The organism is Paenibacillus sp. FSL K6-1318, assembly GCF_037976905.1.
GTDB classification, from domain to species: Bacteria; Bacillota; Bacilli; order Paenibacillales; family Paenibacillaceae; genus Paenibacillus; species Paenibacillus amylolyticus_A.
In genome coordinates this window covers 335,716-360,217 of the sequence record NZ_CP150270.1, presented here as the reverse complement: position 1 = coordinate 360,217, position 24,502 = coordinate 335,716, and the positions used below count along the sequence as shown (strand labels likewise).

General features: G+C 46.4%; 18 protein-coding genes, 17 tRNA genes and 3 rRNA genes. 7 read left to right on the top strand and 31 right to left on the bottom strand.

Translation table 11 applies throughout. The features are described 5' to 3' along the window. Positions 1–76 precede the first annotated feature (76 nt). The 3 genes from NYE45_RS01765 to NYE45_RS01755 all read left to right on the top strand — a co-directional run bounded on the left by NYE45_RS01765 (position 77) and on the right by NYE45_RS01755 (position 4,167). Entirely contained in the window at positions 77–937 is an 861-nt protein-coding gene (locus NYE45_RS01765; RefSeq protein WP_145152237.1) for a hypothetical protein, read from the top strand. A gap of 403 nt (positions 938–1,340) precedes the next feature. Continuing rightward, the gene (locus NYE45_RS01760) at positions 1,341–3,023 is read left to right on the top strand and encodes a helix-turn-helix domain-containing protein (RefSeq protein WP_340015320.1); all 1,683 of its coding nucleotides are present in this window, start codon (positions 1,341–1,343) and stop codon (positions 3,021–3,023) included. A 97-nt stretch (positions 3,024–3,120) separates the two neighbouring features. Continuing rightward, the gene (locus NYE45_RS01755; RefSeq protein ID WP_340015319.1) at positions 3,121–4,167 is read left to right on the top strand and encodes an ABC transporter substrate-binding protein; all 1,047 of its coding nucleotides are present in this window, start codon (positions 3,121–3,123) and stop codon (positions 4,165–4,167) included. A gap of 214 nt (positions 4,168–4,381) precedes the next feature. Here the strand turns inward: NYE45_RS01755 and NYE45_RS01750 are convergent, their stop codons facing one another. The 25 genes from NYE45_RS01750 to NYE45_RS01630 all read right to left on the bottom strand — a co-directional run bounded on the left by NYE45_RS01750 (position 4,382) and on the right by NYE45_RS01630 (position 16,339). Next, positions 4,382–4,987: a short chain dehydrogenase gene (locus tag NYE45_RS01750; protein ID WP_340015318.1), complete on the bottom strand. Its 606-nt coding sequence runs from the start codon at positions 4,985–4,987 to the stop codon at positions 4,382–4,384. Between the two features lie 182 nt (positions 4,988–5,169). Continuing rightward, positions 5,170–5,240: transfer RNA gene (locus NYE45_RS01745), tRNA-Gly, on the bottom strand. 13 nt (positions 5,241–5,253) lie between these two features. Next, a tRNA-Pro gene (locus tag NYE45_RS01740) sits at positions 5,254–5,327 on the bottom strand. Positions 5,328–5,343: 16 nt separating this feature from the next. Then, positions 5,344–5,420, bottom strand: a tRNA-Arg gene (locus tag NYE45_RS01735). Positions 5,421–5,426: 6 nt separating this feature from the next. Further along, a tRNA-Gly gene (locus NYE45_RS01730) sits at positions 5,427–5,501 on the bottom strand. An 8-nt stretch (positions 5,502–5,509) separates the two neighbouring features. Beyond that, positions 5,510–5,597 (bottom strand) — tRNA-Leu (locus NYE45_RS01725). A 9-nt stretch (positions 5,598–5,606) separates the two neighbouring features. Beyond that, positions 5,607–5,682 (bottom strand) — tRNA-Lys (locus tag NYE45_RS01720). 9 nt (positions 5,683–5,691) lie between these two features. Beyond that, a tRNA-Gln gene (locus NYE45_RS01715) sits at positions 5,692–5,766 on the bottom strand. 11 nt (positions 5,767–5,777) lie between these two features. Continuing rightward, positions 5,778–5,853: transfer RNA gene (locus NYE45_RS01710), tRNA-His, on the bottom strand. Positions 5,854–5,950: 97 nt separating this feature from the next. Next, positions 5,951–6,026, bottom strand: a tRNA-Thr gene (locus NYE45_RS01705). A gap of 22 nt (positions 6,027–6,048) precedes the next feature. Continuing rightward, positions 6,049–6,126, bottom strand: a tRNA-Asp gene (locus NYE45_RS01700). Between the two features lie 25 nt (positions 6,127–6,151). Beyond that, positions 6,152–6,225: transfer RNA gene (locus NYE45_RS01695), tRNA-Met, on the bottom strand. 20 nt (positions 6,226–6,245) lie between these two features. After that, positions 6,246–6,321, bottom strand: a tRNA-Val gene (locus NYE45_RS01690). Between the two features lie 6 nt (positions 6,322–6,327). Continuing rightward, positions 6,328–6,399: transfer RNA gene (locus tag NYE45_RS01685), tRNA-Glu, on the bottom strand. Between the two features lie 17 nt (positions 6,400–6,416). Further along, positions 6,417–6,508, bottom strand: a tRNA-Ser gene (locus NYE45_RS01680). A 3-nt stretch (positions 6,509–6,511) separates the two neighbouring features. Continuing rightward, a tRNA-Asn gene (locus tag NYE45_RS01675) sits at positions 6,512–6,587 on the bottom strand. A 1-nt stretch (position 6,588) separates the two neighbouring features. Continuing rightward, positions 6,589–6,664, bottom strand: a tRNA-Ala gene (locus tag NYE45_RS01670). A gap of 35 nt (positions 6,665–6,699) precedes the next feature. Then, positions 6,700–6,773 (bottom strand) — tRNA-Ile (locus NYE45_RS01665). A 59-nt stretch (positions 6,774–6,832) separates the two neighbouring features. Then, positions 6,833–6,949: ribosomal RNA gene (rrf, locus tag NYE45_RS01660) — 5S ribosomal RNA — on the bottom strand. A gap of 137 nt (positions 6,950–7,086) precedes the next feature. After that, positions 7,087–10,013: ribosomal RNA gene (locus NYE45_RS01655) — 23S ribosomal RNA — on the bottom strand. A 298-nt stretch (positions 10,014–10,311) separates the two neighbouring features. Then, positions 10,312–11,864: ribosomal RNA gene (locus NYE45_RS01650) — 16S ribosomal RNA — on the bottom strand. Together the 16S, 23S and 5S rRNA genes with 17 tRNA genes alongside form the textbook arrangement of a ribosomal RNA operon. A 656-nt stretch (positions 11,865–12,520) precedes the next feature. Beyond that, the gene (gene rocF / locus NYE45_RS01645) at positions 12,521–13,504 is read right to left on the bottom strand and encodes an arginase (protein ID WP_340015316.1); all 984 of its coding nucleotides are present in this window, start codon (positions 13,502–13,504) and stop codon (positions 12,521–12,523) included. Then, positions 13,476–14,696 carry an ornithine--oxo-acid transaminase gene (locus NYE45_RS01640; RefSeq protein ID WP_340015314.1) on the bottom strand — a complete coding sequence of 407 codons (1,221 nt, stop codon included), beginning with the start codon at positions 14,694–14,696 and terminating at the stop codon, positions 13,476–13,478. Before NYE45_RS01640 ends, rocF begins: the two co-directional genes overlap by 29 nt. A 141-nt stretch (positions 14,697–14,837) precedes the next feature. Beyond that, a complete protein-coding gene (locus NYE45_RS01635) occupies positions 14,838–15,494 on the bottom strand; it encodes an amino acid ABC transporter permease (RefSeq protein ID WP_340015313.1) in 657 nt (218 codons plus the stop codon). A gap of 23 nt (positions 15,495–15,517) precedes the next feature. Beyond that, positions 15,518–16,339 carry a transporter substrate-binding domain-containing protein gene (locus NYE45_RS01630; protein WP_340015312.1) on the bottom strand — a complete coding sequence of 274 codons (822 nt, stop codon included), beginning with the start codon at positions 16,337–16,339 and terminating at the stop codon, positions 15,518–15,520. Positions 16,340–16,660: 321 nt separating this feature from the next. Here NYE45_RS01630 and NYE45_RS01625 point away from each other — a divergent pair, with 321 nt between their 5' ends. Further along, positions 16,661–17,305, top strand: coding sequence for a GntR family transcriptional regulator (locus NYE45_RS01625; protein ID WP_340015311.1), 645 nt, complete (start codon positions 16,661–16,663; stop codon positions 17,303–17,305). 56 nt (positions 17,306–17,361) lie between these two features. Here NYE45_RS01625 and NYE45_RS01620 read toward each other — a convergent pair whose 3' ends face one another. Further along, entirely contained in the window at positions 17,362–18,096 is a 735-nt protein-coding gene (locus NYE45_RS01620; RefSeq protein ID WP_340015310.1) for a class I SAM-dependent methyltransferase, read from the bottom strand. A gap of 164 nt (positions 18,097–18,260) precedes the next feature. Here NYE45_RS01620 and NYE45_RS01615 point away from each other — a divergent pair, with 164 nt between their 5' ends. Beyond that, entirely contained in the window at positions 18,261–18,608 is a 348-nt protein-coding gene (locus NYE45_RS01615; protein WP_340015309.1) for a hypothetical protein, read from the top strand. A 245-nt stretch (positions 18,609–18,853) separates the two neighbouring features. Here NYE45_RS01615 and NYE45_RS01610 read toward each other — a convergent pair whose 3' ends face one another. From NYE45_RS01610 to NYE45_RS01595, 4 genes are all read right to left on the bottom strand, one after another. Further along, positions 18,854–19,081, bottom strand: a complete 228-nt coding sequence (locus NYE45_RS01610) for a cold-shock protein (protein WP_017691121.1) — start codon at positions 19,079–19,081, stop codon at positions 18,854–18,856. A gap of 192 nt (positions 19,082–19,273) precedes the next feature. Then, a complete protein-coding gene (locus tag NYE45_RS01605) occupies positions 19,274–19,474 on the bottom strand; it encodes a cold-shock protein (RefSeq protein ID WP_024633772.1) in 201 nt (66 codons plus the stop codon). A 395-nt stretch (positions 19,475–19,869) separates the two neighbouring features. Continuing rightward, positions 19,870–20,106, bottom strand: coding sequence for a hypothetical protein (locus tag NYE45_RS01600; RefSeq protein WP_036607962.1), 237 nt, complete (start codon positions 20,104–20,106; stop codon positions 19,870–19,872). Between the two features lie 141 nt (positions 20,107–20,247). Then, complete coding sequence (locus NYE45_RS01595; protein WP_340015308.1) at positions 20,248–21,036, bottom strand: CPBP family intramembrane glutamic endopeptidase; 789 nt, start codon at positions 21,034–21,036, stop codon at positions 20,248–20,250. A 305-nt stretch (positions 21,037–21,341) separates the two neighbouring features. Between NYE45_RS01595 and NYE45_RS01590 the strand changes: the two genes are divergently transcribed. Next, the gene (locus tag NYE45_RS01590; RefSeq protein WP_340015307.1) at positions 21,342–22,013 is read left to right on the top strand and encodes a phosphatase PAP2 family protein; all 672 of its coding nucleotides are present in this window, start codon (positions 21,342–21,344) and stop codon (positions 22,011–22,013) included. A 132-nt stretch (positions 22,014–22,145) separates the two neighbouring features. Here the strand turns inward: NYE45_RS01590 and NYE45_RS01585 are convergent, their stop codons facing one another. Further along, complete coding sequence (locus tag NYE45_RS01585; RefSeq protein WP_062838172.1) at positions 22,146–22,925, bottom strand: AraC family transcriptional regulator; 780 nt, start codon at positions 22,923–22,925, stop codon at positions 22,146–22,148. A 113-nt stretch (positions 22,926–23,038) separates the two neighbouring features. On the opposite strand from NYE45_RS01585, the gene pyk reads away from it, so the two are divergent. After that, positions 23,039–24,454, top strand: a complete 1,416-nt coding sequence (gene pyk / locus NYE45_RS01580) for a pyruvate kinase (RefSeq protein WP_062838171.1) — start codon at positions 23,039–23,041, stop codon at positions 24,452–24,454. Positions 24,455–24,502 lie beyond the last annotated feature (48 nt).

Sequence of the window (24,502 nt, the reverse complement as noted above, 5' to 3'; positions counted from 1 at the left end):
TCCCTTTAATCGCTTTCATATATTCGGGCGATAAAGTGAGTCTGTACGTTAATCCAGATTAGGAGAGTGATTGGTTTTGAAAAAGTGGAAAAAGGTAACTGCCTCATTGATGCTGAGCATCGTAACATTGGGAAGTGGAATGACATTTCTGGGAGCACCCCAGGCTTCAGCTGCTGCCAATGCCGTTCCTGCTTATGAAGTAAAGTTTCTGGCCAAGCCGGAACTTGTATTAAATACAGATGGGACACCACGCAGTGAAGTGATTCAGACACTCGGCCTGAGTTCCACGCCAAGAAACATTAACGTAGAGTACTTCGACACCAATGCTCTCGGATTGGATCAACAAGGATGGAACGTTCGTTTTCGCAAAAAGGATGACAAGAATAACTACGAATTGACTTATAAAAAACGCTACCCTGTGATCAATGGCGATATCAACGCAGCGCTGACTCTGGCTAACCAAGAAGGATTCGATAAATCGGATGATAACTACGAGGCTGAGATTGATTGGGGATATGGCAAACAAACCTTGAGCTTCTCCAACACCAAAAAAGTCGATACCAAAGCAACAGGTGTTCAACTTCCTTCGGAGCAAGAAGCCTTGAACATGTTACTGGACAAGCTCCCGGGCAAATTGAAAAACTGGACTTCCTCCAACTGGGGTAAACAACAACTTACGCAATCCCGTGCTTATGGTCCGATAACGTTCCAACGTTATGAAGGTACATGGAATGGTCAAGAACTTACACTCGAAGTATGGCCAATCCGCAACGCAGCAGGTACAGGTATTGAGAATATCGTAGAGGTTTCTTTCAAAACCGATGATGCTGTAGCTGTATCCGGACTGCGTACCCAACTGCTGCAATTGCTGGAGAACAACAACTGGCTGATTCCTGCCGATGGCTTGAAGACACAGACCATTCTGGAAAGATACTAATCGCTAGCTCTAACTAAAAAGACAAGTTCCTCTTCCTGCGGACATCGTAGGAGAGGGCTTGTCTTTTTTTTGCGTAGTGAACTATAAAGCCCAAGGGTTATGTATGTTTTATGTAGTTCCATGCTCTAAAGACTTCTATCTGCATACCTTCTTCAACATCTAGAAGCCCTAAAACCTCCTTCGTATTCTCTCCACTACCACTTCGATGCAGCTTTCTTTCAGAAAGCTTTTAGTCGCACGCTTCGCTTTCTCAAATTATTTCTGTCCTCTACGTTCTCGTGTAAATGATAGTTCGACTTATACATAATGGACTTCTTATTTGTATGACAATATGCGATAATTGATAATTATTCTCAAATACATCATATGTAATGTTACTATTGCAAGTTAAGGAGGGATTCTGGTGACTTTACAAGTCTTTCCACCGATATCAAACGGTGACCATACCCGTGACCTATATGCAAGATTCAAGACATCCGAAGTTCTCGATCAAGCGTCTTTTCTTCCCCCATTCGTATTAACGGATTCACATCTTTTGCTCATCTGTACTGGCGGTGAAGCCAATATCCGTATTGGGCATAGGCAAAATCATGCCACACTCGGCAAAATGTATCTGATCCTGCCAGGAACAGCGATAGAATATACAACGGATGAAGTTCATCCTTTACAGGGACTCGCGATATATTTTGATCTGTTAAAGCCCATTTCAGATATGAACAAAACCACTTCTGGATCTACTGTAATGGAGGTTTACCAAAAAGGGTTACTTCGTTCGTCTTACGCCGATGAATTACCACATGAACTCTTTCAGGAGTGTACCAGAATTGCCTCCCAGCTCCATGAATGCATCTCTGTACCTCAGGAAAATCGTCCATTTCGTATTCAGACTTTGATGCATGAATTGTTAACCCATGTGTATGCTCCTCCTAAAGAAGGTGCAATACGAGATTCCGAACACACCTCTGCTTTGGATCAAACACTTGAACTTATTGAGCTTGGATATGCTGAGCATCTTTCTCGTGAAGTTCTTGCCGGAGTGGCAGGCATGAGTGTATGGCACTATTCGCGGGTATTCAAAAACCGCACTGGCATCAGTCCCATGGAATACGTGAATAGCATCCGCATGGACCGGGCCAAAGAGATGCTGCTCGTCCCCGGCCAAACCATCAAACATATCGCCTCACAGGTTGGTTTTCAGGACGAGTTTTACTTTAGCCGCAAATTCAAAAAATATGTTGGCGTGTCTCCCTCTACCTATCAACGACAGAAACGCAATAAAATCGCTGCCCTTTCCTTCGGAACGACTGGCCACCTGCTGGCATTGCAGAACATCCCCCATGCGGCACTGATCGATAACCGACGGGATCAACACAGGAATCTGTTTTTTTCGAATATTCCTTATCATCTGGGACGTAGCAAACGCATGAATCCTCGTATCTGGCAAACCAACGTTGAGTTGTTGATGCAAGCGAGCCCAGACCTCATACTCTGTAATGAGTACGAAGCCCAGACGCTAAAAAGAACACTGCAACGAATTGCACCTACCATCGTTATCCCATGGAAAGGATTGAACTGGCGGGAACATTTCCTGCAAGTTGCTTCCATTGTGGGACAACAACAGGAAGCTCAGCAATGGTTGGAACAGTATGATGACAAAGTAACCCATGCCAAAGAGCAGCTTAATCATCTAATCGGTAAAGATACGGTCTCCATCATTCATATCATGATGGGTCATCTGTTAATCTACGGACGACGCAATGGGGGGGCTGTTTTGTATAACGATCTAGGCGTGTCGCCTTCACACGATCTGCTTCCAGGGCAAGTCTATCGTGCATTGGATGAACAGGAGTTGCCTCAAATGGTTGGAGATCGCATGTTACTGATTGTGGACCAGGACTCGGAATCCCAGCAGCGTTGGCATAAACTCCAACATACTCAGCTATGGCAAGATTTGAAGCCCGTGCAAAACCAGCATGTATATCTGCTAGATGAAATGCCTTGGTTGGATTACTCACCGTATGCCCATGATCAAATTATCGATGAAACCATCAAACTCTTTGGTGGCACTCAGCACATTAATCCATGACTGGATAGCACAGAAGGCTATGTCTCCCCCAACGTGAGACCGCTACAATATAAAGTGTACTGAGAATCAATATCATTAGAAACACAGGGGGATTATGATGTACAAACAGCATTTTGTCAAAATAACGGGGATCCTTTTCATACTCGCCATGCTACTTGTTGCGTGTGGACAGACACCTGCAAGCACTTCGCAGCCACCTGCAGATGGCGTGAAATCAGCTGCGGAGACAGATGGTGATTCATCCGCTGAATCAGCTACTAAGACCGTGGAGAGCGCCAGTGGCAGCAAAGAAATCCCGGCACATCCTGAACGGATTGTGTCCATTAATATGGAGGACATTCTCCTCTCCTTGGAGGTACCACTGGTACTTGCTACACCTATTGGCCGGCAAGACTACCTGAACGAGCAACTTGAAGCCCAAGGCGTGGCTGTCGAACCCATTAATGAAAGTGTCAATTTTGAAGCTGTAGTCAACGCTAATCCGGACCTCATTATTGCCAATGCCAGTTTAGATGCCAAAATTCTCGAACAACTCGAGAAAATCGCGCCAACGATCACTTACGATCGCCGTAATTGGCAGGAATCTATCATGCAGGTAGCTACTGCGCTGGATATTGAAGAGCGGGCTGAACAGCTTTTACAAAAAAATAAAGATCAAGTAACTGAAGCTCAGGAGCTCGCAGCCGATATCACCAAAACCAAACCCACAGCTGCATTCCTGCGCCTGGAAGAGAAAGATATGCGTTTGTTTTTCTCGTCCATTCCATCCACGCCATTCCCGGCTTCCAGTTATGTAGGAGCGGGTTATGAGATTGGATTCACTCCCGATGCTCTCGTTACCAAACTTGAGGCAGAGAATCCGGAACGGATGAATGCCAGTATCTCGGTTGAGCTTTTGCCTGAAATCAAAGCAGACTATCTGTTTATCGTGTCCATTAGCTCAGATGGGTCAGCTGAAGCGTTGCAAAAAACAAAAGATGAACTAAATGAAATCCAGCAACTCCAAGTATGGAAAAGCCTACCCGCTGTTCAAAATGGTCATGTCTATGTCCTCAATGCCAAGAAATGGCTCATTGACGGCCCCATTGCCGAATCGCTCAAACGTAATGAAATGCTCGAGGTTCTTGGACTACCTGCTCCCTGAATCCAAACATACTGTCTGTTTCAACAAAAGGAGATTCACCGTTTTTTCGGTGAATCTCCTTTATATTTTATACTCCAAATGGCCTTACTCAGTCCTGTTTCAAGAAAAATCATTCTACATGCTTAACATTTAAATGCACTTCATGTACACCCTTCTCATCCTACAATAAATTAGGGATAGGTAATCATCAAAATCATACATAACTGTCCGGCTTTTAATATATTTTAAAATTTTGGGCTGTTTCAATCCCAAGTGCACTCTGGATAAACGTATTAGCCACTTTCTCTACAGGCACGGGATTAAATCCAATAAAGAAATCCTTATATCTTTCCGCCGACTCTACAAACAGATTAGGACTAACCGAATTCAAACGAATGCCTCTTGGCAACTCAAACGCTGCCGCTTTAGCAAACGAATCAATAGCCCCATTGACCATAGCACTTGATGCCCCCTTCTCAATAGGGTGGTCTTGTATAATGCCACTAACCAGCGTAAAACTCCCCTTGTCGTTAATATAGTGCTGACCAATCAACACGATATTAACCTGTCCAAGCAGTTTTCCCTGCACACTAATCATATTGTTCTCAGGTGTCAGTTCTTCCAGTTTCGCATAATGGGTCTGGCCTGCCGCAACAATGACGTAATCAATACTACTCACCGTTTCAAAGAGAGAAGTAATACTCTCTGTCGACGTCATATCCACCTGAACATCCCCGGATTGTCTACCCGCTGTAATAACCTCAACGGAATAATCTCTCAGCTTCGCAACAACAGCTTTACCTAGTGTTCCATTTCCGCCAATGACTAGAGCCCTTTTCATCACTGTTCGTCCTCCTTTATAAATACGGTTAATCAGATAAGAATTGTTTTGTTTATTTAAACAAAGATTCCCTCCTTAATCAAATGACAATTGACCCTATTTTGAAAGAAATACACTTATTCTTTTTAACGCACAAAAAAAGCCCTTGCTATAAGCAAAGACTTTTCCGTATGTTACTAGGAAGCGGGTGATGGGAATCGAACCCACGCTATTAGCTTGGAAGGCTAAAGTTCTACCATTGAACTACACCCGCAAAATAAAAAAAATCGGGATGACACGATTTGAACATGCGACCCCCTGGTCCCAAACCAGGTGCTCTACCAAGCTGAGCTACATCCCGATACTTATGAAAATAATGGCGCGCCCTGAGAGATTCGAACTCCCGGCCTTTTGATTCGTAGTCAAACGCTCTATCCAGCTGAGCTAAGGGCGCAAATATTGGAGCGGAAGACGGGAATCGAACCCGCGACCCTCGCCTTGGCAAGGCGATGCTCTACCGCTGAGCCACTTCCGCAAAACATATGGTGCGGTCGAGAGGACTCGAACCTCCACGGGGGGTTAGCCCACACGGACCTGAACCGTGCGCGTCTGCCAATTCCGCCACGACCGCAAAATATAATGGTGAGTCATGAAGGGCTCGAACCTTCGACACCCTGATTAAAAGTCAGGTGCTCTACCAACTGAGCTAATGACTCATAATGAAATGGCTGGGGATATAGGATTTGAACCTATGCATGACGGAGTCAAAGTCCGTTGCCTTACCGCTTGGCTAATCCCCATTAGAAAATCATGGGGCGATCGAGGGGAATTGAACCCCCGAATGCCGGATCCACAAACCGGTGCGTTAACCACTTCGCCACGATCGCCATAGAGTAAGCCATTCATCGACTAAGAGTATCTTAGTATTAACAATTTCACTTGTAATATACATTCTATCACAAAATCAGATGTAAATACTAAAAATGGTGCCGGCGAGAGGACTTGAACCCCCAACCTACTGATTACAAGTCAGTTGCTCTACCAGTTGAGCTACACCGGCACGGTGTATATTTAATTAAAAATGGCGGAACCGACGGGATTCGAACCCGCGATCTCCTGCGTGACAGGCAGGCATGTTAGGCCAACTACACCACGGTTCCATAATACTTTCTCAAGGAAAGTTAATTGCGGGGGCAGGATTTGAACCTGCGGCCTTCGGGTTATGAGCCCGACGAGCTACCGGGCTGCTCCACCCCGCGTCATTATAAAAGTTGTTATATGGTGGAGGCTGAGGGGATCGAACCCCCGACCCTCTGCTTGTAAGGCAGATGCTCTCCCAGCTGAGCTAAGCCTCCATATTATGACCCGTAGGGGATTCGAACCCCTGTTACCTCCGTGAAAGGGAGGTGTCTTAACCCCTTGACCAACGGGCCTTGCTAAAAAAATTATCTGGCGGAGAGAGAGGGATTCGAACCCTCGAGACGCTTGTGACGCCTACACGATTTCCAATCGTGCTCCTTCGGCCAGCTCGGACACCTCTCCATATGGCTCCCCGAACAGGGCTCGAACCTGTGACAACTCGATTAACAGTCGAGTGCTCTACCAACTGAGCTATCAGGGAATGGTGGAGCCAAGCGGGATCGAACCGCTGACCTCCTGCTTGCAAGGCAGGCGCTCTCCCAGCTGAGCTATGGCCCCATACACTGGTATATTTCATTGTTGTGGTCTTGCTATGGGCCCTGGTGGACTCGAACCACCGGCCTCACCCTTATCAGAGGTGCGCTCTAACCAACTGAGCTAAGGGCCCTAATATATATCCCTTATTCCTTGGCAAGGGGGGCAAAAAAAATACCCCAAAGGGAAATCGCTTGGCGGCGTCCTACTCTCCCAGGACCCTGCGGTCCAAGTACCATCGGCGCTAGAGGGCTTAACGGTCGTGTTCGGGATGGGTACGTGTGGAACCCCTCCGCCATCGCCACCAAACGAGCATTTGTGTAACAAATGCGTTCGCGTTCCATTCGGTCCGACACGACTGTGTGGATGAATGGTTCAGCGCATATTCAGAGATCATTCTCTGAAAACTAGATTCGAAACGAAACACGCGAATTATCACTTGCATATTGGATAAGCCCTCGACCGATTAGTACTGGTCAGCTCCATGCATTGCTGCACTTCCACCCCCAGCCTATCTACCTCGTCGTCTTCAAGGGGTCTTACATACTGGGAAATCTCATCTTGAGGGGGGCTTCACGCTTAGATGCTTTCAGCGTTTATCCCGTCCGTACATAGCTACCCAGCGGTGCTCCTGGCGGAACAACTGGTACACCAGCGGTACGTCCATCCCGGTCCTCTCGTACTAAGGACAGCTCCTCTCAAATTTCCTACGCCCACGACAGATAGGGACCGAACTGTCTCACGACGTTCTGAACCCAGCTCGCGTACCGCTTTAATGGGCGAACAGCCCAACCCTTGGGACCTACTTCAGCCCCAGGATGCGATGAGCCGACATCGAGGTGCCAAACCTCCCCGTCGATGTGGACTCTTGGGGGAGATAAGCCTGTTATCCCCAGGGTAGCTTTTATCCGTTGAGCGATGGCCCTTCCATGCGGTACCACCGGATCACTAAGCCCGACTTTCGTCCCTGCTCGACTTGTAGGTCTCGCAGTCAAGCTCCCTTATGCCTTTGCACTCTTCGAATGATTTCCAACCATTCTGAGGGAACCTTTGGGCGCCTCCGTTACTCTTTAGGAGGCGACCGCCCCAGTCAAACTGCCCACCTGACACTGTCCCCGCACCGGATTACGGTACCAGGTTAGAACCTAGATACGATCAGGGTGGTATCCCAACGTTGCCTCCATGGAAGCTTGCGCTCCCACTTCAAAGGCTCCCACCTATCCTGTACAGATCGTACCCAAATTCAATATCAAGCTGCAGTAAAGCTCCATGGGGTCTTTCCGTCTTGTCGCGGGTAACCTGCATCTTCACAGGTATTAAAATTTCACCGGATCTCTCGTTGAGACAGCGCCCAAGTCGTTACGCCATTCGTGCGGGTCAGAATTTACCTGACAAGGAATTTCGCTACCTTAGGACCGTTATAGTTACGGCCGCCGTTTACTGGGGCTTCGGTTCACAGCTTCGGATTGCTCCTAACCACTCCCCTTAACCTTCCAGCACCGGGCAGGCGTCAGCCCGTATACTTCGCCTTACGGCTTCGCACAGACCTGTGTTTTTGCTAAACAGTCGCTTGGGCCTTTTCACTGCGGCCCCCTCGTGCTATTCACACTACCGGGGCACCCCTTCTCCCGAAGTTACGGGGTCATTTTGCCGAGTTCCTTAACGAGAGTTCTTCCGCGCGCCTTAGAATACTCTTCTCGCCTACCTGTGTCGGTTTGCGGTACGGGCACCATCACCTGGCTAGAGGCTTTTCTTGGCAGTGTGAGATCATGACCTTCGCTACTGTAATTTTCACTCCCCATCACAGCTCAGCCTTAATGATGTGCGGATTTGCCTACACATCAGCCTTACTGCTTGGACAGACATCCATCAGTCTGCGTCACTACCCTACTGCGTCCCCCCATTGCTCATAACGGCTTACGGTGGTACAGGAATTTCGACCTGTTGTCCTTCGACTACGCCTTTCGGCCTCGCCTTAGGTCCCGACTTACCCTGAGCGGACGAGCCTTCCTCAGGAACCCTTAGGCTTTCGGCGGATCAGATTCTCACTGATCTTTTCGTTACTCATACCGGCATTCTCACTTGTATAATGTCCAGCGCTCCTTACGGTACACCTTCAACCCTTATACAACGCTCCCCTACCCCTGATGCAAAGCATCAAGCCATAGCTTCGGTGGTGTGTTTAGCCCCGTTACATTTTCGGCGCAGAGTCACTCGACCAGTGAGCTATTACGCACTCTTTCAATGGTGGCTGCTTCTAAGCCAACATCCTGGTTGTCTGTGCAACTCCACATCCTTTCCCACTTAACACACACTTGGGGACCTTAGCTGATGGTCTGGGCTGTTTCCCTTTTGACAATGGATCTTAGCACTCACTGTCTGACTCCCGGAAGTAAGTCTATGGCATTCGGAGTTTGACTGAGCTTGGTAACCCTTGCGGGCCCCGCACCCAATCAGTGCTCTACCTCCACGACTCTGTTTTCCGAGGCTAGCCCTAAAGCTATTTCGGGGAGAACCAGCTATCTCCGAGTTCGATTGGAATTTCTCCGCTACCCCCACCTCATCCCCGCATTTTTCAACATGCGTGGGTTCGGGCCTCCAGTGCGTGTTACCGCACCTTCACCCTGGACAGGGGTAGATCACCCGGTTTCGGGTCTACGTCCACGTACTATGTCGCCCTATTCAGACTCGCTTTCGCTGCGGCTCCGGCTCTTCACCTTAACCTTGCACGGGAACGTAACTCGCCGGTTCATTCTACAAAAGGCACGCCATCACCCCTAAAACGGGCTCTGACTTTTTGTAAGCACACGGTTTCAGGTTCTATTTCACTCCCCTTCCGGGGTGCTTTTCACCTTTCCCTCACGGTACTGCTTCACTATCGGTCGCTAGGAAGTATTTAGCCTTGGCAGATGGTCCTGCCGGATTCATACGGGGTTTCACGTGCCCCGCACTACTCGGGATCCGTCTCGGAGGGAACAGACTTTCAACTACAGGGCTTTTACCTTCTTTGGCGGGCCTTTCCAGACCTCTTCGCTTAACCGGTTCCTTTGTAACTCCATGTGAGACGTCCCACAACCCCAAAGAGCAAGCTCTCTGGTTTGGGCTTCTCCGCGTTCGCTCGCCGCTACTGACGGAATCACTATTGTTTTCTCTTCCTCAGGGTACTTAGATGTTTCAGTTCCCCTGGTATGCCTCTGCATAACCTATGTATTCAGTTATGAGTAACTGGAAATTACCCCAGCTGGGTTTCCCCATTCGGACACCCCCGGATCAAAGCTTGCTTACAGCTCCCCGAGGCAGTTTCGTTGTTCGCCACGTCCTTCATCGGCTCCTAGCGCCTAGGCATCCTCCGTGTGCTCTTAGTAGCTTAACCAATTGCTCAATATGAGCAATAGCAATCTACCGTTTTATTTAAACTTGATTAACACAAGTTTAGCTAAAAGGAATGTTCTAATTCGCGTTTGTTTCGTTTCGATATCTAGTTTTCAAAGAACAAGCTCCATGCAAAAGCAAGCTGTTTGAGAGTTTGAGCTCTCAAAACTGAGCAACGAGTGAGTGTTGTGCTCTTCATTTCATCCACACCGAAGTGATGAACCAAAATGAATCGCTGTTGCAGGTTCTAAGAACCTGCTTATTTGAATGTTTCCGTTACAGGAAACGATTCTCCATAGAAAGGAGGTGATCCAGCCGCACCTTCCGATACGGCTACCTTGTTACGACTTCACCCCAATCATCTATCCCACCTTCGGCGGCTGGCTCCTTGCGGTTACCCCACCGACTTCGGGTGTTATAAACTCTCGTGGTGTGACGGGCGGTGTGTACAAGACCCGGGAACGTATTCACCGCGGCATGCTGATCCGCGATTACTAGCAATTCCGACTTCATGCAGGCGAGTTGCAGCCTGCAATCCGAACTGAGACCGGCTTTGTTGGGATTGGCTCCATCTCGCGATTTCGCAGCCCGTTGTACCGGCCATTGTAGTACGTGTGTAGCCCAGGTCATAAGGGGCATGATGATTTGACGTCATCCCCACCTTCCTCCGGTTTGTCACCGGCAGTCTATCTAGAGTGCCCATCCGAAATGCTGGCAACTAAATATAAGGGTTGCGCTCGTTGCGGGACTTAACCCAACATCTCACGACACGAGCTGACGACAACCATGCACCACCTGTCTCCTCTGTCCCGAAGGAAAGATACATCTCTGTACCGATCAGAGGGATGTCAAGACCTGGTAAGGTTCTTCGCGTTGCTTCGAATTAAACCACATACTCCACTGCTTGTGCGGGTCCCCGTCAATTCCTTTGAGTTTCAGTCTTGCGACCGTACTCCCCAGGCGGAGTGCTTAATGTGTTAACTTCGGCACCAAGGGTATCGAAACCCCTAACACCTAGCACTCATCGTTTACGGCGTGGACTACCAGGGTATCTAATCCTGTTTGCTCCCCACGCTTTCGCGCCTCAGCGTCAGTTACAGCCCAGAGAGTCGCCTTCGCCACTGGTGTTCCTCCACATATCTACGCATTTCACCGCTACACGTGGAATTCCACTCTCCTCTTCTGCACTCAAGTCACCCAGTTTCCAGTGCGATCCGGGGTTGAGCCCCGGGATTAAACACCAGACTTAAATGACCGCCTGCGCGCGCTTTACGCCCAATAATTCCGGACAACGCTTGCCCCCTACGTATTACCGCGGCTGCTGGCACGTAGTTAGCCGGGGCTTTCTTCTCAGGTACCGTCACCTTGAGAGCAGTTACTCTCCCAAGCGTTCTTCCCTGGCAACAGAGCTTTACGATCCGAAAACCTTCATCACTCACGCGGCATTGCTCCGTCAGGCTTTCGCCCATTGCGGAAGATTCCCTACTGCTGCCTCCCGTAGGAGTCTGGGCCGTGTCTCAGTCCCAGTGTGGCCGATCACCCTCTCAGGTCGGCTACGCATCGTCGCCTTGGTGAGCCGTTACCTCACCAACTAGCTAATGCGCCGCAGGCCCATCCCCAAGTGACAGATTGCTCCGTCTTTCCAGTTCTCTTCAGGCGAAGAAAACAACTATTCGGTATTAGCTACCGTTTCCGGTAGTTGTCCCAAACTTGAGGGCAGGTTGCCTACGTGTTACTCACCCGTCCGCCGCTAACCATCAGAGAAGCAAGCTTCTCTTCAAGTCCGCTCGACTTGCATGTATTAGGCATGCCGCCAGCGTTCGTCCTGAGCCAGGATCAAACTCTCCAATAAAGATGAATTTCAGTAACGCGGTTAAACGCTATGAAAATCATCTCAGTATTTGAAAAGAGCGATAAGCTCATTTTGAATCTGACGAGATTAAAAATCTCTTTTTTTGCTTCGAAATCATACAGTCCGAAGATTTGTACCAATTTCTCAGCGTCGATCTTGCAAGCAAGATCGTTACTCACTCGTTGTTCAGTTTTCAAAGATCAAACTTGTTTTGTTACCGAATGTTGTTCTCTTCAGCAACTTTTATATCTTATCACATCCAAACCAACTTTGCAAGCTCTTTTTTTAAGTTTCTTTCGAAGCTTATTTGTTTCGCTTGCCACACCGTGTAAACCGTGTTTTCTTGGCCGGAATTAGAATATACCATGTACAGATTTTGATTGCAAGTCTTTTTTTGATTAATTATCATAGTCTACTTCATCCGCACAATTGTAATCTGTGCTCCTGTAATATCAATAACTTCATCAGCTTATTACGAAGCTTCTATTACTCTTATCCAATAAACTTAACCAGGGAAGCCACACCCTCTAAGTTTGCAGAGGACATTCATTGTAACTGGCCCTGGTTTTTGGGGATCTCTTTTTCCTTTTCTTCTATATAAAGAAGACAAACTTATCTCAAGCACGACATAGACGCTCCACTTCTCTTCTCAACGCTCACAATATGCGCTTACCAAGTAACGAGGCGATCAGTTCCACACCAAGCCTTGCCGTATGCCTATTGTGATCAAACAACGGATTCACTTCCACCAGTTCCATGGACGTAACTTGATTTGTGGAAGCAAGTATCTCCAATGCGTAATGTGCCTCCCGGTAATTCAAACCACCCGGTACTGGGGTACCTACACCCGGAGCTTCTCTTGGATCCAGACAATCCATGTCAAAGCTGACGTGAATACCATCTGTCCCTTGTCCCGCTGTAGCTATTGCTTGCTCAATAACCTGCTGTATTCCCATCCGGTCAATATCATGCATGGTAAATGCTCGGATTCCCAGTCCCTTAATCTGCTCTTTCTCATACTCATCCAGATCACGCAGACCAATATAGACCAGGTTGGACGGATCAATAAACGCACCTGCTCCAGCAATGTGCGACAGATTGAATGCAGTATGCCCCAAGGATGCAGCCACACTCATCCCATGCATATTACCTGATAAGCTACGTTCTTCGGTATTCAAGTCTGCATGCGCATCAAACCAGATCACACCCAAATTAGAATAGTGCGCTGTTAGCCCGGCAAAAGTACCAATCGCTACACTATGGTCTCCTCCAAGTACAAGTGGAAAGGCTCCTTCCCTTACAGCAACCGATACTTCATGACACACCTTCTCACTGACTTGGCGTACCTCATTTAAGTGTTTCACACGATTACGCCCAGCAGAGACAGCAGGTTCAGAAGGACACTCTACCCGCACTTCTTTGGAAAGCACTAACCCAAGACTCGCGATCTCCCGCTTCAGTCCAGCTGTAATCAATTCATCCGGTCCCAACTCAGCACCACCTCTCGCTCCACCGAGTCCAAAAGGAACCTTAATGATGACAACATTGCGCCATACAGATGTGTGACTCGTATTAATAGAAGTATCTTTTATTCCACCATGGACATCCCCATCATTTTTCATATAGGTCAGCTCCTTCATTGTTGATCAGAACCTGCTCAATTCTCTCCATTGCCCAGTCAATCTCGGACTCTATAATCGTCAGCGGCGGAGCAAAGCGAATGGTCGTCTCATGGGTTTCTTTACATAACAAACCAGCAGACATCAATCGCTCACAATAGGGACGTGCTGACTCATGTAGCTCAACACCTATAAATAACCCTCTGCCCCGAACTTCTCGTATAACTGAACTGCGAATATCACGAAGTCTTTTCATAAAATAGTTCCCCAAACGCTCCGATCGCTCAGCGAGCTTCTCATCTTCAAGAACTTTCAGAGACGCTATAGCCACCGCGCAGGCGAGTGGATTCCCCCCAAACGTAGAACCATGAGATCCCGGCTCAAACAAATCCAGTATATCCGCATCAGCAGCGATAGCCGAGATAGGCATAACTCCTCCCCCCAGCGCTTTGCCCATAATCCAGATGTCTGGTTCAGCACCTTCCCAATCGGAAGCAAAACGGCGACCCGTTCTTCCAAATCCGGTCTGGATCTCATCAGCTACAGTCAATACCTGCTCGCTCTTACACAAAGCAAATGCTTCAGCTAAATATCCATCAGGCGGAATAACAATTCCAGCTTCCCCTTGAATAGGCTCTACAAGAAAGCCAGCCGTATTCGGTGTAATAGCTTGCTTCAGTGCTTCAATGTCTCCATAGGGAATAATCCGGAATCCAGGTGTGAATGGTCCAAAATCTTTTTTATACTCCGCTGAAGAAGAAAAGGAAGTTACCGTTAGCGTTCTTCCATGAAAGTTACCAGAGCATACGATGATTTCGGCTTGGTTCTCCAGTACACCTTTGCAACGATAAGCCCATCTGCGCACTGCCTTTACTGCAGTCTCCACCGCTTCCGCTCCTGTATTCATGGCGAGAATTTTTGATTTCCCCGTAAATTGTGAGAGCTTCTGATAAAAAAGAGAAGCTGAACTGCTGTGGAATGCCCGTGATGTCAGCGTAACCCGATCTGCTTGGTCCTTGAGCGCCTGTATAATTACAGGATGTCTGTGACCATGATTCAATGCAGAGTATGCACTTAACATATCCATATAACGACGGCCTTCAGGATCTTGCACCCATACCCCTTCCGCCTGTTCAATGACAATAGGGAGCGGATGATAATTAGGCGCAGCATAACGTTCCGACCAATCGATTAACATTTTGGAATCCGACATACCCCCAACACTCCTCCCTAAAATATTGTATACAAAATACAATATCAATGTATGCGATGCCATCACTATTTACGACTACATCGCGCTATTTCCACTGTAGCCTAATCCCAGCCTTTCTCGAATCCAATCCTTTATCAATAGTTAGCGAGAAGTAGACAGTCTACGTTCCAACCAAGACAGTAAATTAGCCAGTGTAAATGTGATTATAAAATAGAGGCCGGCGGCAACAAGGAGTGGAGCAAGCGGCTGGAACGTAACACCCTGAATCGTTCTGGCCGTGTATATAATCTCAGCTATGCCGATCATGGAAACAAGCGAAGAATCTTTAATGATAATAATGAATTCATTGCCGATGGCTGGAAGCATGTTACGAAAAGCCTGCGGCAATATAATGTAGCGAAGTGTCATTCCATGCGTCATGCCAAGGGAGCGTGAAGCTTCCGTCTGTCCTTTATCAATCGCTTGAATTCCGGCCCTGAACACCTCCGCCATATAAGCGGAGCTATTCATCGTCAGAGCCACCACCCCCGACACAAATGCCGGCAAGTTCACACCTATAACGGTCAGACCATAATGAATAATAAGAATCTGTACCAGCATCGGCGTCCCTCGAATGAGTTCAATATACGCCGATGCCACAAATTTAATTGGCCATATTCGGGATATGCGCATTAGTGCCATGATCACACCAAGCAACGTACCAAACAATACGCCGAAGAAGGAAAGTTCAAGCGTCACCCACGCACTTCGTGCATAATCCTGCCAATGTTCTAATAGAAAGGAAAAATCTAAATTCAAGGCATATCCCTCACTCGTCCGGTTTATTCGCCGAGCATCTCATTGGCTTCAACGACGAAACGTTCAATATCTCCGTTGGTTTTGAGCTTTTCCAATGTAGTGTTGATCTGATCGAGTAGCTCCTGATTACCTTTCTTCACCGCGATGGCCGAACCACCCTCATCTTCAGCCTGTTCAATCTCTACACCTGCAACAACAAGGCCCTCTTGGTTATTCACATACTGTTCAGCCACCGGCTTCTCCAGAATGAGTGCGTCTACGCGCCCCGTCTGCAACTCCAGAATCAGTTCAGGTATTTTAGCCAGAGAAGTGAGCTTTGCTCCCTCTATTTCCTGAGCGATCCCTTCCTGAATGGAACTCTTTTGTACGCCAACCTGCTTGCCCGATAGATCATCCACGGACTTTAATGCCACATCGTCGCCTTCCCTAACAAGTACAGCCTGCTCTGCATAGTAGTAGATATCCGTAAAATCAACGTTCTTCTTTCGTTCCTCGGTAGGGGTTAAGCCCGATATTACAAAATCAACTTTATCTGTACCGAGAGCCATAAGAAGGCCGTCAAAGTCCATGTCCTCAATCTTCAGCTCAGCTCCCAAATCAGCCGCAATCGCTTTGGCAATCTCGATATCAAAACCTACAATGGTATCTTTACCATCGATTTTCTTATGAAATTCATAGGGTGCATAGTCCGCACTGGTCCCAAGTACAATTACTTTCTTTTCAGCAGAGCTACTCCCCGAAGACGAAGCAGCGTCCGATCCGGTTCCTGTCGTTTTTTCCTGCCCACAAGCAGACATGATTACAATCACTAACAACAGCATCATTGGCAAAAGCACTTTTTTCACAGATCATACCCCTATTCTTTTTTTGAATGAGTAGCATAATAATTTGTATACAATATACATAAGACAATATATGGACTTATATGTAAGTAATACTAACAAACAATTTGCTTTATCACAATCATTATTTAAACATTTATACGCTCTAATTCCATAAAATGTACTATATATAACATGGCATTTACATCGCCTGAAACATGAAGTTTGCTTGCCCAACTTCCCCCTCGGTGTTAAGATGATAAAAACTTGAAACTCCTGAACGGCGCGTACAGCACGGCCCCACCCCCATCCAATTATCACTATACATAGAAAGGAGGATTCGGTATGGAGGTACCTAAATACCGGTCCTTGAAAGATCACGTATACGATTACATTGCCCAGAAGATTCAGGACGGGACCCTGCTTCCCAACCAGAAGATCAACGAGGCCGAGATATGCAAAAAGCTGGATATCAGTCGCACCCCTACTCGGGAGGCGCTTTTCCAGCTGGCTTCGGACAATTTGCTGCAATACATCCCACGCAGGGGATTTATTGTCACTCCTTTTGATGCAGGAAAAAAACTAGAGTTCTCGCAAGCGATCGGTGTATTGGAGGCACTTGCCGCCACACTCGCAGCAGACCACCTCAAACCATCTGAACTACTGGAGATGGAAACTCTGGTTGTCCGAATGGACGAAGATATCAGCCAGCTTGATCTTGCTGCCTACAACAAGAACCAATATCAATTCCATAACCTGTACATCCAGCGATGTGGTAACGCCACAGTGATTGAGATGTTAAACACATTGAAGAACAGCTTCATCCGGCAGTCGTATGTTAGTGATAATAAGCCAAAGCTATCTGAGGTACTACTCGAAGTTAATGAAGAGCATCGTCAAATTTTAAGCGCTTTTCGATCCAAGGATAAAAACCAATTGGAAGCTCTACTTAAGCACCACTGGCGGATTATCGACAACGATATGTTGTAATAGCGAATATCCTAACAAACCAAAGGCAACCCACACTATTGTGAGTTGCCTTTTTCCTACTTTTCCTTTTTGACTTCCAACGGTACCCTAGCCGCAAAAACAGCATATCCCAATTTTTTGCCGTATTTAGCGAGCAAGCGATCATTGGTGCGACTCATTCGCTGCATACGTTCATCCTCAAACCAAGTCATATCCATCTCCCGATGCGGATCATGATCCACGCCCCATTTTTCCATGGATCGCGAATGTTCTTGGACTTCGACCTTGGTGAAACCACTCTGTGTGAGGCGTTTTTTCCATGCTGTTACTGTTGCCAGAGTTCGTATACCGTAAAATTGCTTCAACCTGCGGCTCATCAATTCGGTCTTTCTGCCTGATAGAACCATCTCCCGATCCACCAAAAGTCCAGCCGGCTTCAGCACTCTTCTATACTCAGCAAGTGCACTCCGCCATGGGGTAAATATCGTAACCGATTCTACGAATACCACATCAAAATGATTTTCTGGAAAAGGCAACGCTGCTACATCGGCCTGAACAAATCGAACATCCACCCGTTCTCGTCTCGCTCGCCGAACTGCCTTATCCAGCATATTGCGATGAAGATCAATCGCCGTTACCCGATAACCACTTTTAGCCAGGTAACACGCGGTCCTCCCAGTGCCACATCCTATCTCAAGGATATGACTACCCCCAGGCAGAGATAAGCCATCCAGCAACTTCATCGTTGCCAAAAATCCTCCGGGATGGGCACTCCCCTCCCCTAACCGAGCCAGCATGTCATGATAATCCACGCGACATCCCCTCCTCACTCCTCCCAGTGTATGGAGCAGATTCAAAAACGGCTCCTCCCTATTCGATTTTCCGGGTACTCGTCCATACCAATTGGTCTTCTTTTTACTATGATATACAAACCGTTGAATTCAAGCGGCAACCGCATCTAATGAGGAGGATATGCATGTACAGAATTAATCCGGTATGTGAAGAAACGGTTTCTCCGCACGTTGGACGTTCCGTTTGTCTCGTTATGAACGACGGTAAGCATATGTATGGTACGCTTAGTCAATGTCGTGATGGCAAAGTTTATTTGAACGGGTGTTTCGAGGGACCACGGCTATGTTCAGTCAAATCCAAACAGCAGCTGGTCAAAGGCAGCAAGAAAAACGCTGGTGCAACAAAGAAAGTTAAATCTTCGGCCTACGGTCCATATGGTTACGGAGGATACGGTGGGGGTTACGGCTACGGAGCGGGGATCGATCTGGCTCTGGTAGCAACATTGTTTCTGCTGCCGTTCCTATTCATCTAAACTCCAACCTGATCGTGTTAAAATTGCAGTCATAACAAAGCCCCTTTTTGCTTATAGCGAAAAGGGGCTTTGTCTTTTTCATACGATTTACGTCCGTTACATTATACTTTCTGTCTAAAAAATGATACAAAAAAAGGCATTCGCTAAAACGAATGCCGGGAACTTCATATTTAATACCCTTACCTTCGCACAGGGTGTCTGTTTAATCTAAAAAAAAACACCTCGTTAGAGGCGGGTAAGCTATGTTAAATCCGATTTCCTTTAGGCATCGTTTTCAGATTACTATTCGAATTCTCAAGCAATGGTAGCATCCTAGTCGTGCTGACCATCTCAGAAGCACATATCGGACAAGTAGGTACGTTATCAAACGCAAAATTGTCCCGCATCCATCCTTTGCACGTATCACTCGTACATTCCCAGATTGCCGCATCAGCTTGTGGAATCTCTTCCAACGGTTTTTTGCGATTATACATGACTTCTACCCCCTTTGTTATGGAAAAACATCTAACCGACGTTATTTCACAGAAGACACTACTTAGCGGAAGTCTTACGTCCCACTGAACTTCTGCCTCGACAACTATTGGGCCGACTTTCATACATATAACTGATCAAAAAAAAGAAGCTGCCTTTACCATTATAACATGTTAAAGGCAGCTATGCTTTAATTACAGTTTTACAACTTCTTCTGCTTGAGGACCACGGTTTCCTTGTACAATTTTAAATTGCACGCGTTGACCTTCGTCCAGCGTTTTGAAGCCTTCGCCTGTAATAGCGCTGAAGTGTACGAATACATCTTCTCCGCCTTCAACTTCGATGAAACCGAAGCCTTTATCAGCGTTGAACCATTTTACTGTTCCGTTTTGCATGTGAATTACACCTCCAAATAAAGATTAACATGTTCCTTTGTTCTTTGCAGCAAGCAAATAAAAATTCACACATTGAAAAAGGTACCAGTCATAAACCTATAAGTGATCGCCCTTTACAATATATGAATTAGGTTTTCCACTCTCTACAACTTGTTTTTATTATAACTCCAATTCAGCCAAAAAGCAAATCTTTGTATTTTCTTTTCAAACAGCTTTGGAAATACATGTTATTAACTAGCACGGGGACAGGGTTTATCACGCTTATGTGCCCGGTCACTCGTGTGCGGTCTTATGAAAGGATATGCAGATCTAATCCAACTTATACATTTTTTATATAAAATTCTGACATGCATATCCAACACAACCAAAGAATCATCTTACTACAGTGTAACACACTATGTCCATGCCCACATAAATGCATCCCGATCCCAGGCGATCTGCCCACGATGAAGCTTCCGGAAAGCTTTCTTCACTTCCTTGGACAATGATGTATTGCCGTTCTCGTTCACAAAAACAAACTCTTCGCCAAAATGGGTCTTCACATATTCTATGGCAGCTTCCTGATGAAGTGTTCCTGTGAATTTAATCTCCTGAACCATCCATTCTGCTACGCCTTGTGCTGTTTTTTCCACAATATCACCTACTGTATGAACCTAATGTACGGATAGGCAGACCTCGTATCTTGAACATACCTGTCTTCCCGCCAGACTGAAGTATACCATGATCCAACTGCTGACGGGAAACTGTATGATAACTACTTCCAAGCAATTCCCTTAATGAACAACCGTAGTGGCCTGCTCACTCCCTTTGGAAGGAATGGATGAATTCTTTCGGTGACTCCACACTAACCAGACACAGTATGCAATCAATACCGCCAGTATAAACAGATCGTAAGGAAGTGTTCCTGTATCCTCCAGGTCATTCCCGAGGAATTGAATCAGATTATGTATGAAATGAAACAAAATAAGCGGTACGATATTTCCATTCTTCAGCATTAATAACGCCAGTGCCGCTCCCAGAAGCAGCGCATAGACCAATTGCATGATCGTATCCGTCAGATTCTGACCAGACAATGCATTCAGGAGATGTGTAATTGAAAACAAGATGCTGGAGGTCACAACTGCGGCCACTGCACTTTTTTGTAGCAATGTTTTGAAAATAAGGCCCCGATAGATCGTTTCCTCAACAAAAGCTACGAGCAAGGTGAAAAAGATGAAAAAGGCTACCCGGGACAAGCTCAGCTCCCCAAATCCTTTCAGGGCAAGTGTACCCAGTACAAGGAGTAGTGGAATATAATACTTTGCATGGTTCGCCGGGATATTTCGCAAGGACCGGAATCCAGTCTCTCCCCACTTGCGCCTTAACGTCATATAGATGATCAGAACAATTGCAATTGGTGTAAAGGAGATGAGTACAGGGGAAGTGTAGTCCAGTTGTTTTATCGTCGCAATGGCCCCTGCAGCAAATACGGCTAACAAGAGAAGCAGCTCAATAATCACGACGGTGAGCACAGGTTTGCGCTCGGAAAAGGAATGTTTTGGCTTGGATTGCGGATTAATCATACATTTACCTACCTCGTTTCATTTACTTTTTTTCGTTGTCATATGAACTTATATGCCAATATAGTTGTATCACATCACCAGTATATTGAATATCCCTATTATGGATAAAACTATAAAAGTAACAAAAAAGAGACTTATCCTGACTGCTTTTCCCCTAAAATCAGGTATGGCTTGTACCTGAATCTGTCCATTATAGTATTACAAGAGTTCAATGCTGCAGGGGTGCGGCGACTCTCCAACGTCATATATCTATGAAGTACCCATAACGATAGTTTCAAAATGCATAATGAAATCAGGGGGATACTATGAAAGCATTCTTTCAGCGCTGGGGGCATTTACTGGCTATTCTGTGCATACCGCTCCAAGGCTCCATTTACTTATTTCTAGGCAGCAATACCGGGAGTGATGTCTTCTACAATTATGCCTGGATTGATACACAGATTCCTTTTCTCAAAGAATTTATTTATCCGTACATTAGCTGGATGCCCATTCTATATCTTGGATTTCTTTATTTGGGTCTGACGAACAAGTCGCTATTCTGGCGTACGCTGATTACCTATAATGTTGGTGTTATGGCTGCCAATGTCTGTTTTGCGGTGTTTCCTACCCATGTACCACGTCCCGAAGTCGGCGGAACCGATCTGAGCAGCGTGTTAGTACAGTTTATCTATACGAATGATGCGCCTTTCAACTGTTTCCCGAGTGTTCACGTTCTAACCAGCTACTTGCTATTTATTATCATCAACAGACACTTGAACTTTAAGCCGTTAGCACGGATCTCCTGGTCGGTATGGTTGTGGTTGATTATTGCTTCGACGGTATTTGTAAAACAGCATTCTTTGCTCGACATCGCCGGAGGTATTTTGTTTGCAGAGGCCGCGTATTGGACTGTACGTGTCTTTGCCGTTCGTCTTGGGCAGGCACGAAAAAAAGGCAAGCAACCACTCACGGCTTCTAATCCAAGCAGTCATGTATAGTGGTTAATATATCTAACAGGTAGGATGATGATCCTGCCATAAAAGAAAAAGAGGGCCTAGGCCCTCTTTTTTTCGTACTTATTTAATCGAACCTTTTATATAGAAGAACTTATTTGGGTTGGACTACGCGTTTCATGCTATAGGTGGGCGCTCATGGAGCAGATCGGATGGTGGACTTCCCGTTATGCGCTTGAATATGCGGTAAAAATAGGACAGATCCCGGTAGCCGAGAAATTCGGCAATTTCCTGAATTGAGAGTTGTGACTCAGTGAGCAAATATACCGCTCTTTTCATCCGTTGATCATGGACATATTGACTGATGGTCTGATTCGTCATGCTTTTGAATAATGCAGCAGCATAATTGGGTGTCTTGTTGATCTCGTCTCCGAGTTCTTCCTTCGTCACTCTCTCCCGATAATGCCGCTCAATGTATCGCTTCATCCGTTCCACATGAATATGCCTCTCCGGAGGAATAACTCCCCGATCCAGCTCCCTGTTCATATAAATCAACACTTCCATCAATAAGGCTTGGCTCATCATGACATAATAAGACGGACGCTCCTGCCATTGTTGATAAATAGCGCTCATGCGTTGATGAATCAGTTCATAACAACCGGGTTTATGCCGTAAAGCCTCATATCGCTCCAGTGCAGGCAGACCTTCTGTATGGTCGCGTTGCAGTTGAATCACAATCTGCGTATGCGTTACCGTAGGAATACTCTTGCCGTAATACGGGACGCCACCTGGAATGAGTAGCAATTCACCCTTTTCCATGATCTGTTTATCACCGTTCACCCAATATACACATTTTCCATAAGTAACCAAACTAAGCCGCCAAGTCTCATGGGATTGCACACCTTCTTCGTACCAACCAACACCATTAATGTGCCGTACTTCAAGTGGAGTGACCATAACACACCTCATTACTGGACTATACTCTAATCATTGTACTATAGTTCATACCCTGTTTCGACAGAAAACGCTACAATACACATATAAGCTTTAAATATGAGGAGGAAATTAGCATGTTAAAAACAAAAATTATTTGTACCATGGGACCTGCTTGTGACTCAATCGAATTGTTGAAAGTAATGATTCAGGAAGGTATGACCGTTGCCCGTCTGAACATGGCTCATGGCGAACTCGAAGATCACGTGACACGGATCAACAATATCCGTAAAGCAGCTTCCGAACTGAACACTTATGTACCGATCATGATGGACATCAAAGGGCCGGAAGTACGTATCGGCAAACTGAAAGAAGCATCCTGCCACCTGCAAGCAGGTAAAGAACTGATCCTGACGACTGAAGAAATTCTCGGTGACGCTGAGCGTATCTCCGTAAACTATCCAGAGCTGAACCTCGTTGTAAAACCTGGCGATCGCATCCTCATCGATGATGGCCTTGTGGATCTGACTGTATTGTCTGTGGAAGGATCCGATATCCATTGTAAAATTATCAGTGGCGGCATTCTGAAACCACGCAAAGGGGTTAACTTGCCAGGAATCAAAACGACACTGCCAGGTGTAACTGAGCGTGACGTTATGCACATCGGATTCGGGATCGAAAACGATATCGAAATTATCGCAGCATCCTTTGTTCGTAAAGGCGACGACATCCGTGAAATCCGCAGCATTCTGAAAGAACGCGGTGTAGACCACGTTCAGATCATCTCCAAAATTGAAAACCAGGAAGGTATGACCAACCTGGATGACATTATTGAAGCATCTGACGGTATCATGGTAGCTCGTGGAGATCTCGGGGTTGAAGTACCGATCGAAGACGTACCAATGATGCAAAAAGAAATGATCGATAAATGTAACCGCGCTGGTAAACCGGTTATCGTAGCTACACACATGCTGGAGTCCATGCAAGTGAACCCGCGTCCTACTCGTTCCGAGGTAAGTGACGTAGCGAACGCCGTACTCCAAGGTGCAGACGTTGTGATGTTGTCTGGTGAATCGGCTGCTGGTAAATATCCGGTACAATCTGTACGCACGATGGCTGCTGTTGCTCGCCGTGCTGAAACGATGATTGATTACAAAGAGCAATTCGCACAAAAATCTGCTCAACAGATCGCTGATATTACTGAAGTTATCAGTCAGGGCGCTGTAAGTTCTTCCCTCGTGCTGAATGCGAAAGCAATCATCACTTCGACTGAGAGTGGATTCACAGCACGCATGATCTCCAAGTATCGTCCAAAAGCACCAATCATCGCAGTTACACAACACGAAGAAGTATTGGCGAAAATCTGCCTGCTCTCCGGTGTCATTCCGGTTATGGGCGACAAAGTAACCACTACGGATGAAATGTTCGAATCTGCTACACGCAACGCAATCAAAACAGGTTACATCGAAAAAGGTGACATCATTGTATTGTCCGCTGGTGTTCCAATCGGTCAATCCGGTAATACGAACCTGATCAAAGTTCAACAAGTATAATCAAATAGCTGAAACTGTAGCTATAATCTTAGCTATAAGTAAGAAATA

Bases quoted from the DNA above. Each gene is read 5' to 3' on its own strand.
- NYE45_RS01755 (WP_340015319.1), top strand. From the start codon at position 3,121: ATGTACAAACAGCATTTTGTCAAAATAACGGGGATCCTTTTCATACTC.
- NYE45_RS01750 (WP_340015318.1), bottom strand. From the start codon at position 4,987: ATGAAAAGGGCTCTAGTCATTGGCGGAAATGGAACACTAGGTAAAGCT.
- rocF (WP_340015316.1), bottom strand. From the start codon at position 13,504: ATGAAGGAGCTGACCTATATGAAAAATGATGGGGATGTCCATGGTGGA.
- NYE45_RS01640 (WP_340015314.1), bottom strand. From the start codon at position 14,696: ATGTCGGATTCCAAAATGTTAATCGATTGGTCGGAACGTTATGCTGCG.
- NYE45_RS01625 (WP_340015311.1), top strand. From the start codon at position 16,661: ATGGAGGTACCTAAATACCGGTCCTTGAAAGATCACGTATACGATTAC.
- NYE45_RS01615 (WP_340015309.1), top strand. From the start codon at position 18,261: ATGTACAGAATTAATCCGGTATGTGAAGAAACGGTTTCTCCGCACGTT.
- NYE45_RS01610 (WP_017691121.1), bottom strand. From the start codon at position 19,081: ATGTATAATCGCAAAAAACCGTTGGAAGAGATTCCACAAGCTGATGCG.
- NYE45_RS01605 (WP_024633772.1), bottom strand. From the start codon at position 19,474: ATGCAAAACGGAACAGTAAAATGGTTCAACGCTGATAAAGGCTTCGGT.
- NYE45_RS01595 (WP_340015308.1), bottom strand. From the start codon at position 21,036: ATGATTAATCCGCAATCCAAGCCAAAACATTCCTTTTCCGAGCGCAAA.
- NYE45_RS01590 (WP_340015307.1), top strand. From the start codon at position 21,342: ATGAAAGCATTCTTTCAGCGCTGGGGGCATTTACTGGCTATTCTGTGC.
- NYE45_RS01585 (WP_062838172.1), bottom strand. From the start codon at position 22,925: ATGGTCACTCCACTTGAAGTACGGCACATTAATGGTGTTGGTTGGTAC.
- pyk (WP_062838171.1), top strand. From the start codon at position 23,039: ATGTTAAAAACAAAAATTATTTGTACCATGGGACCTGCTTGTGACTCA.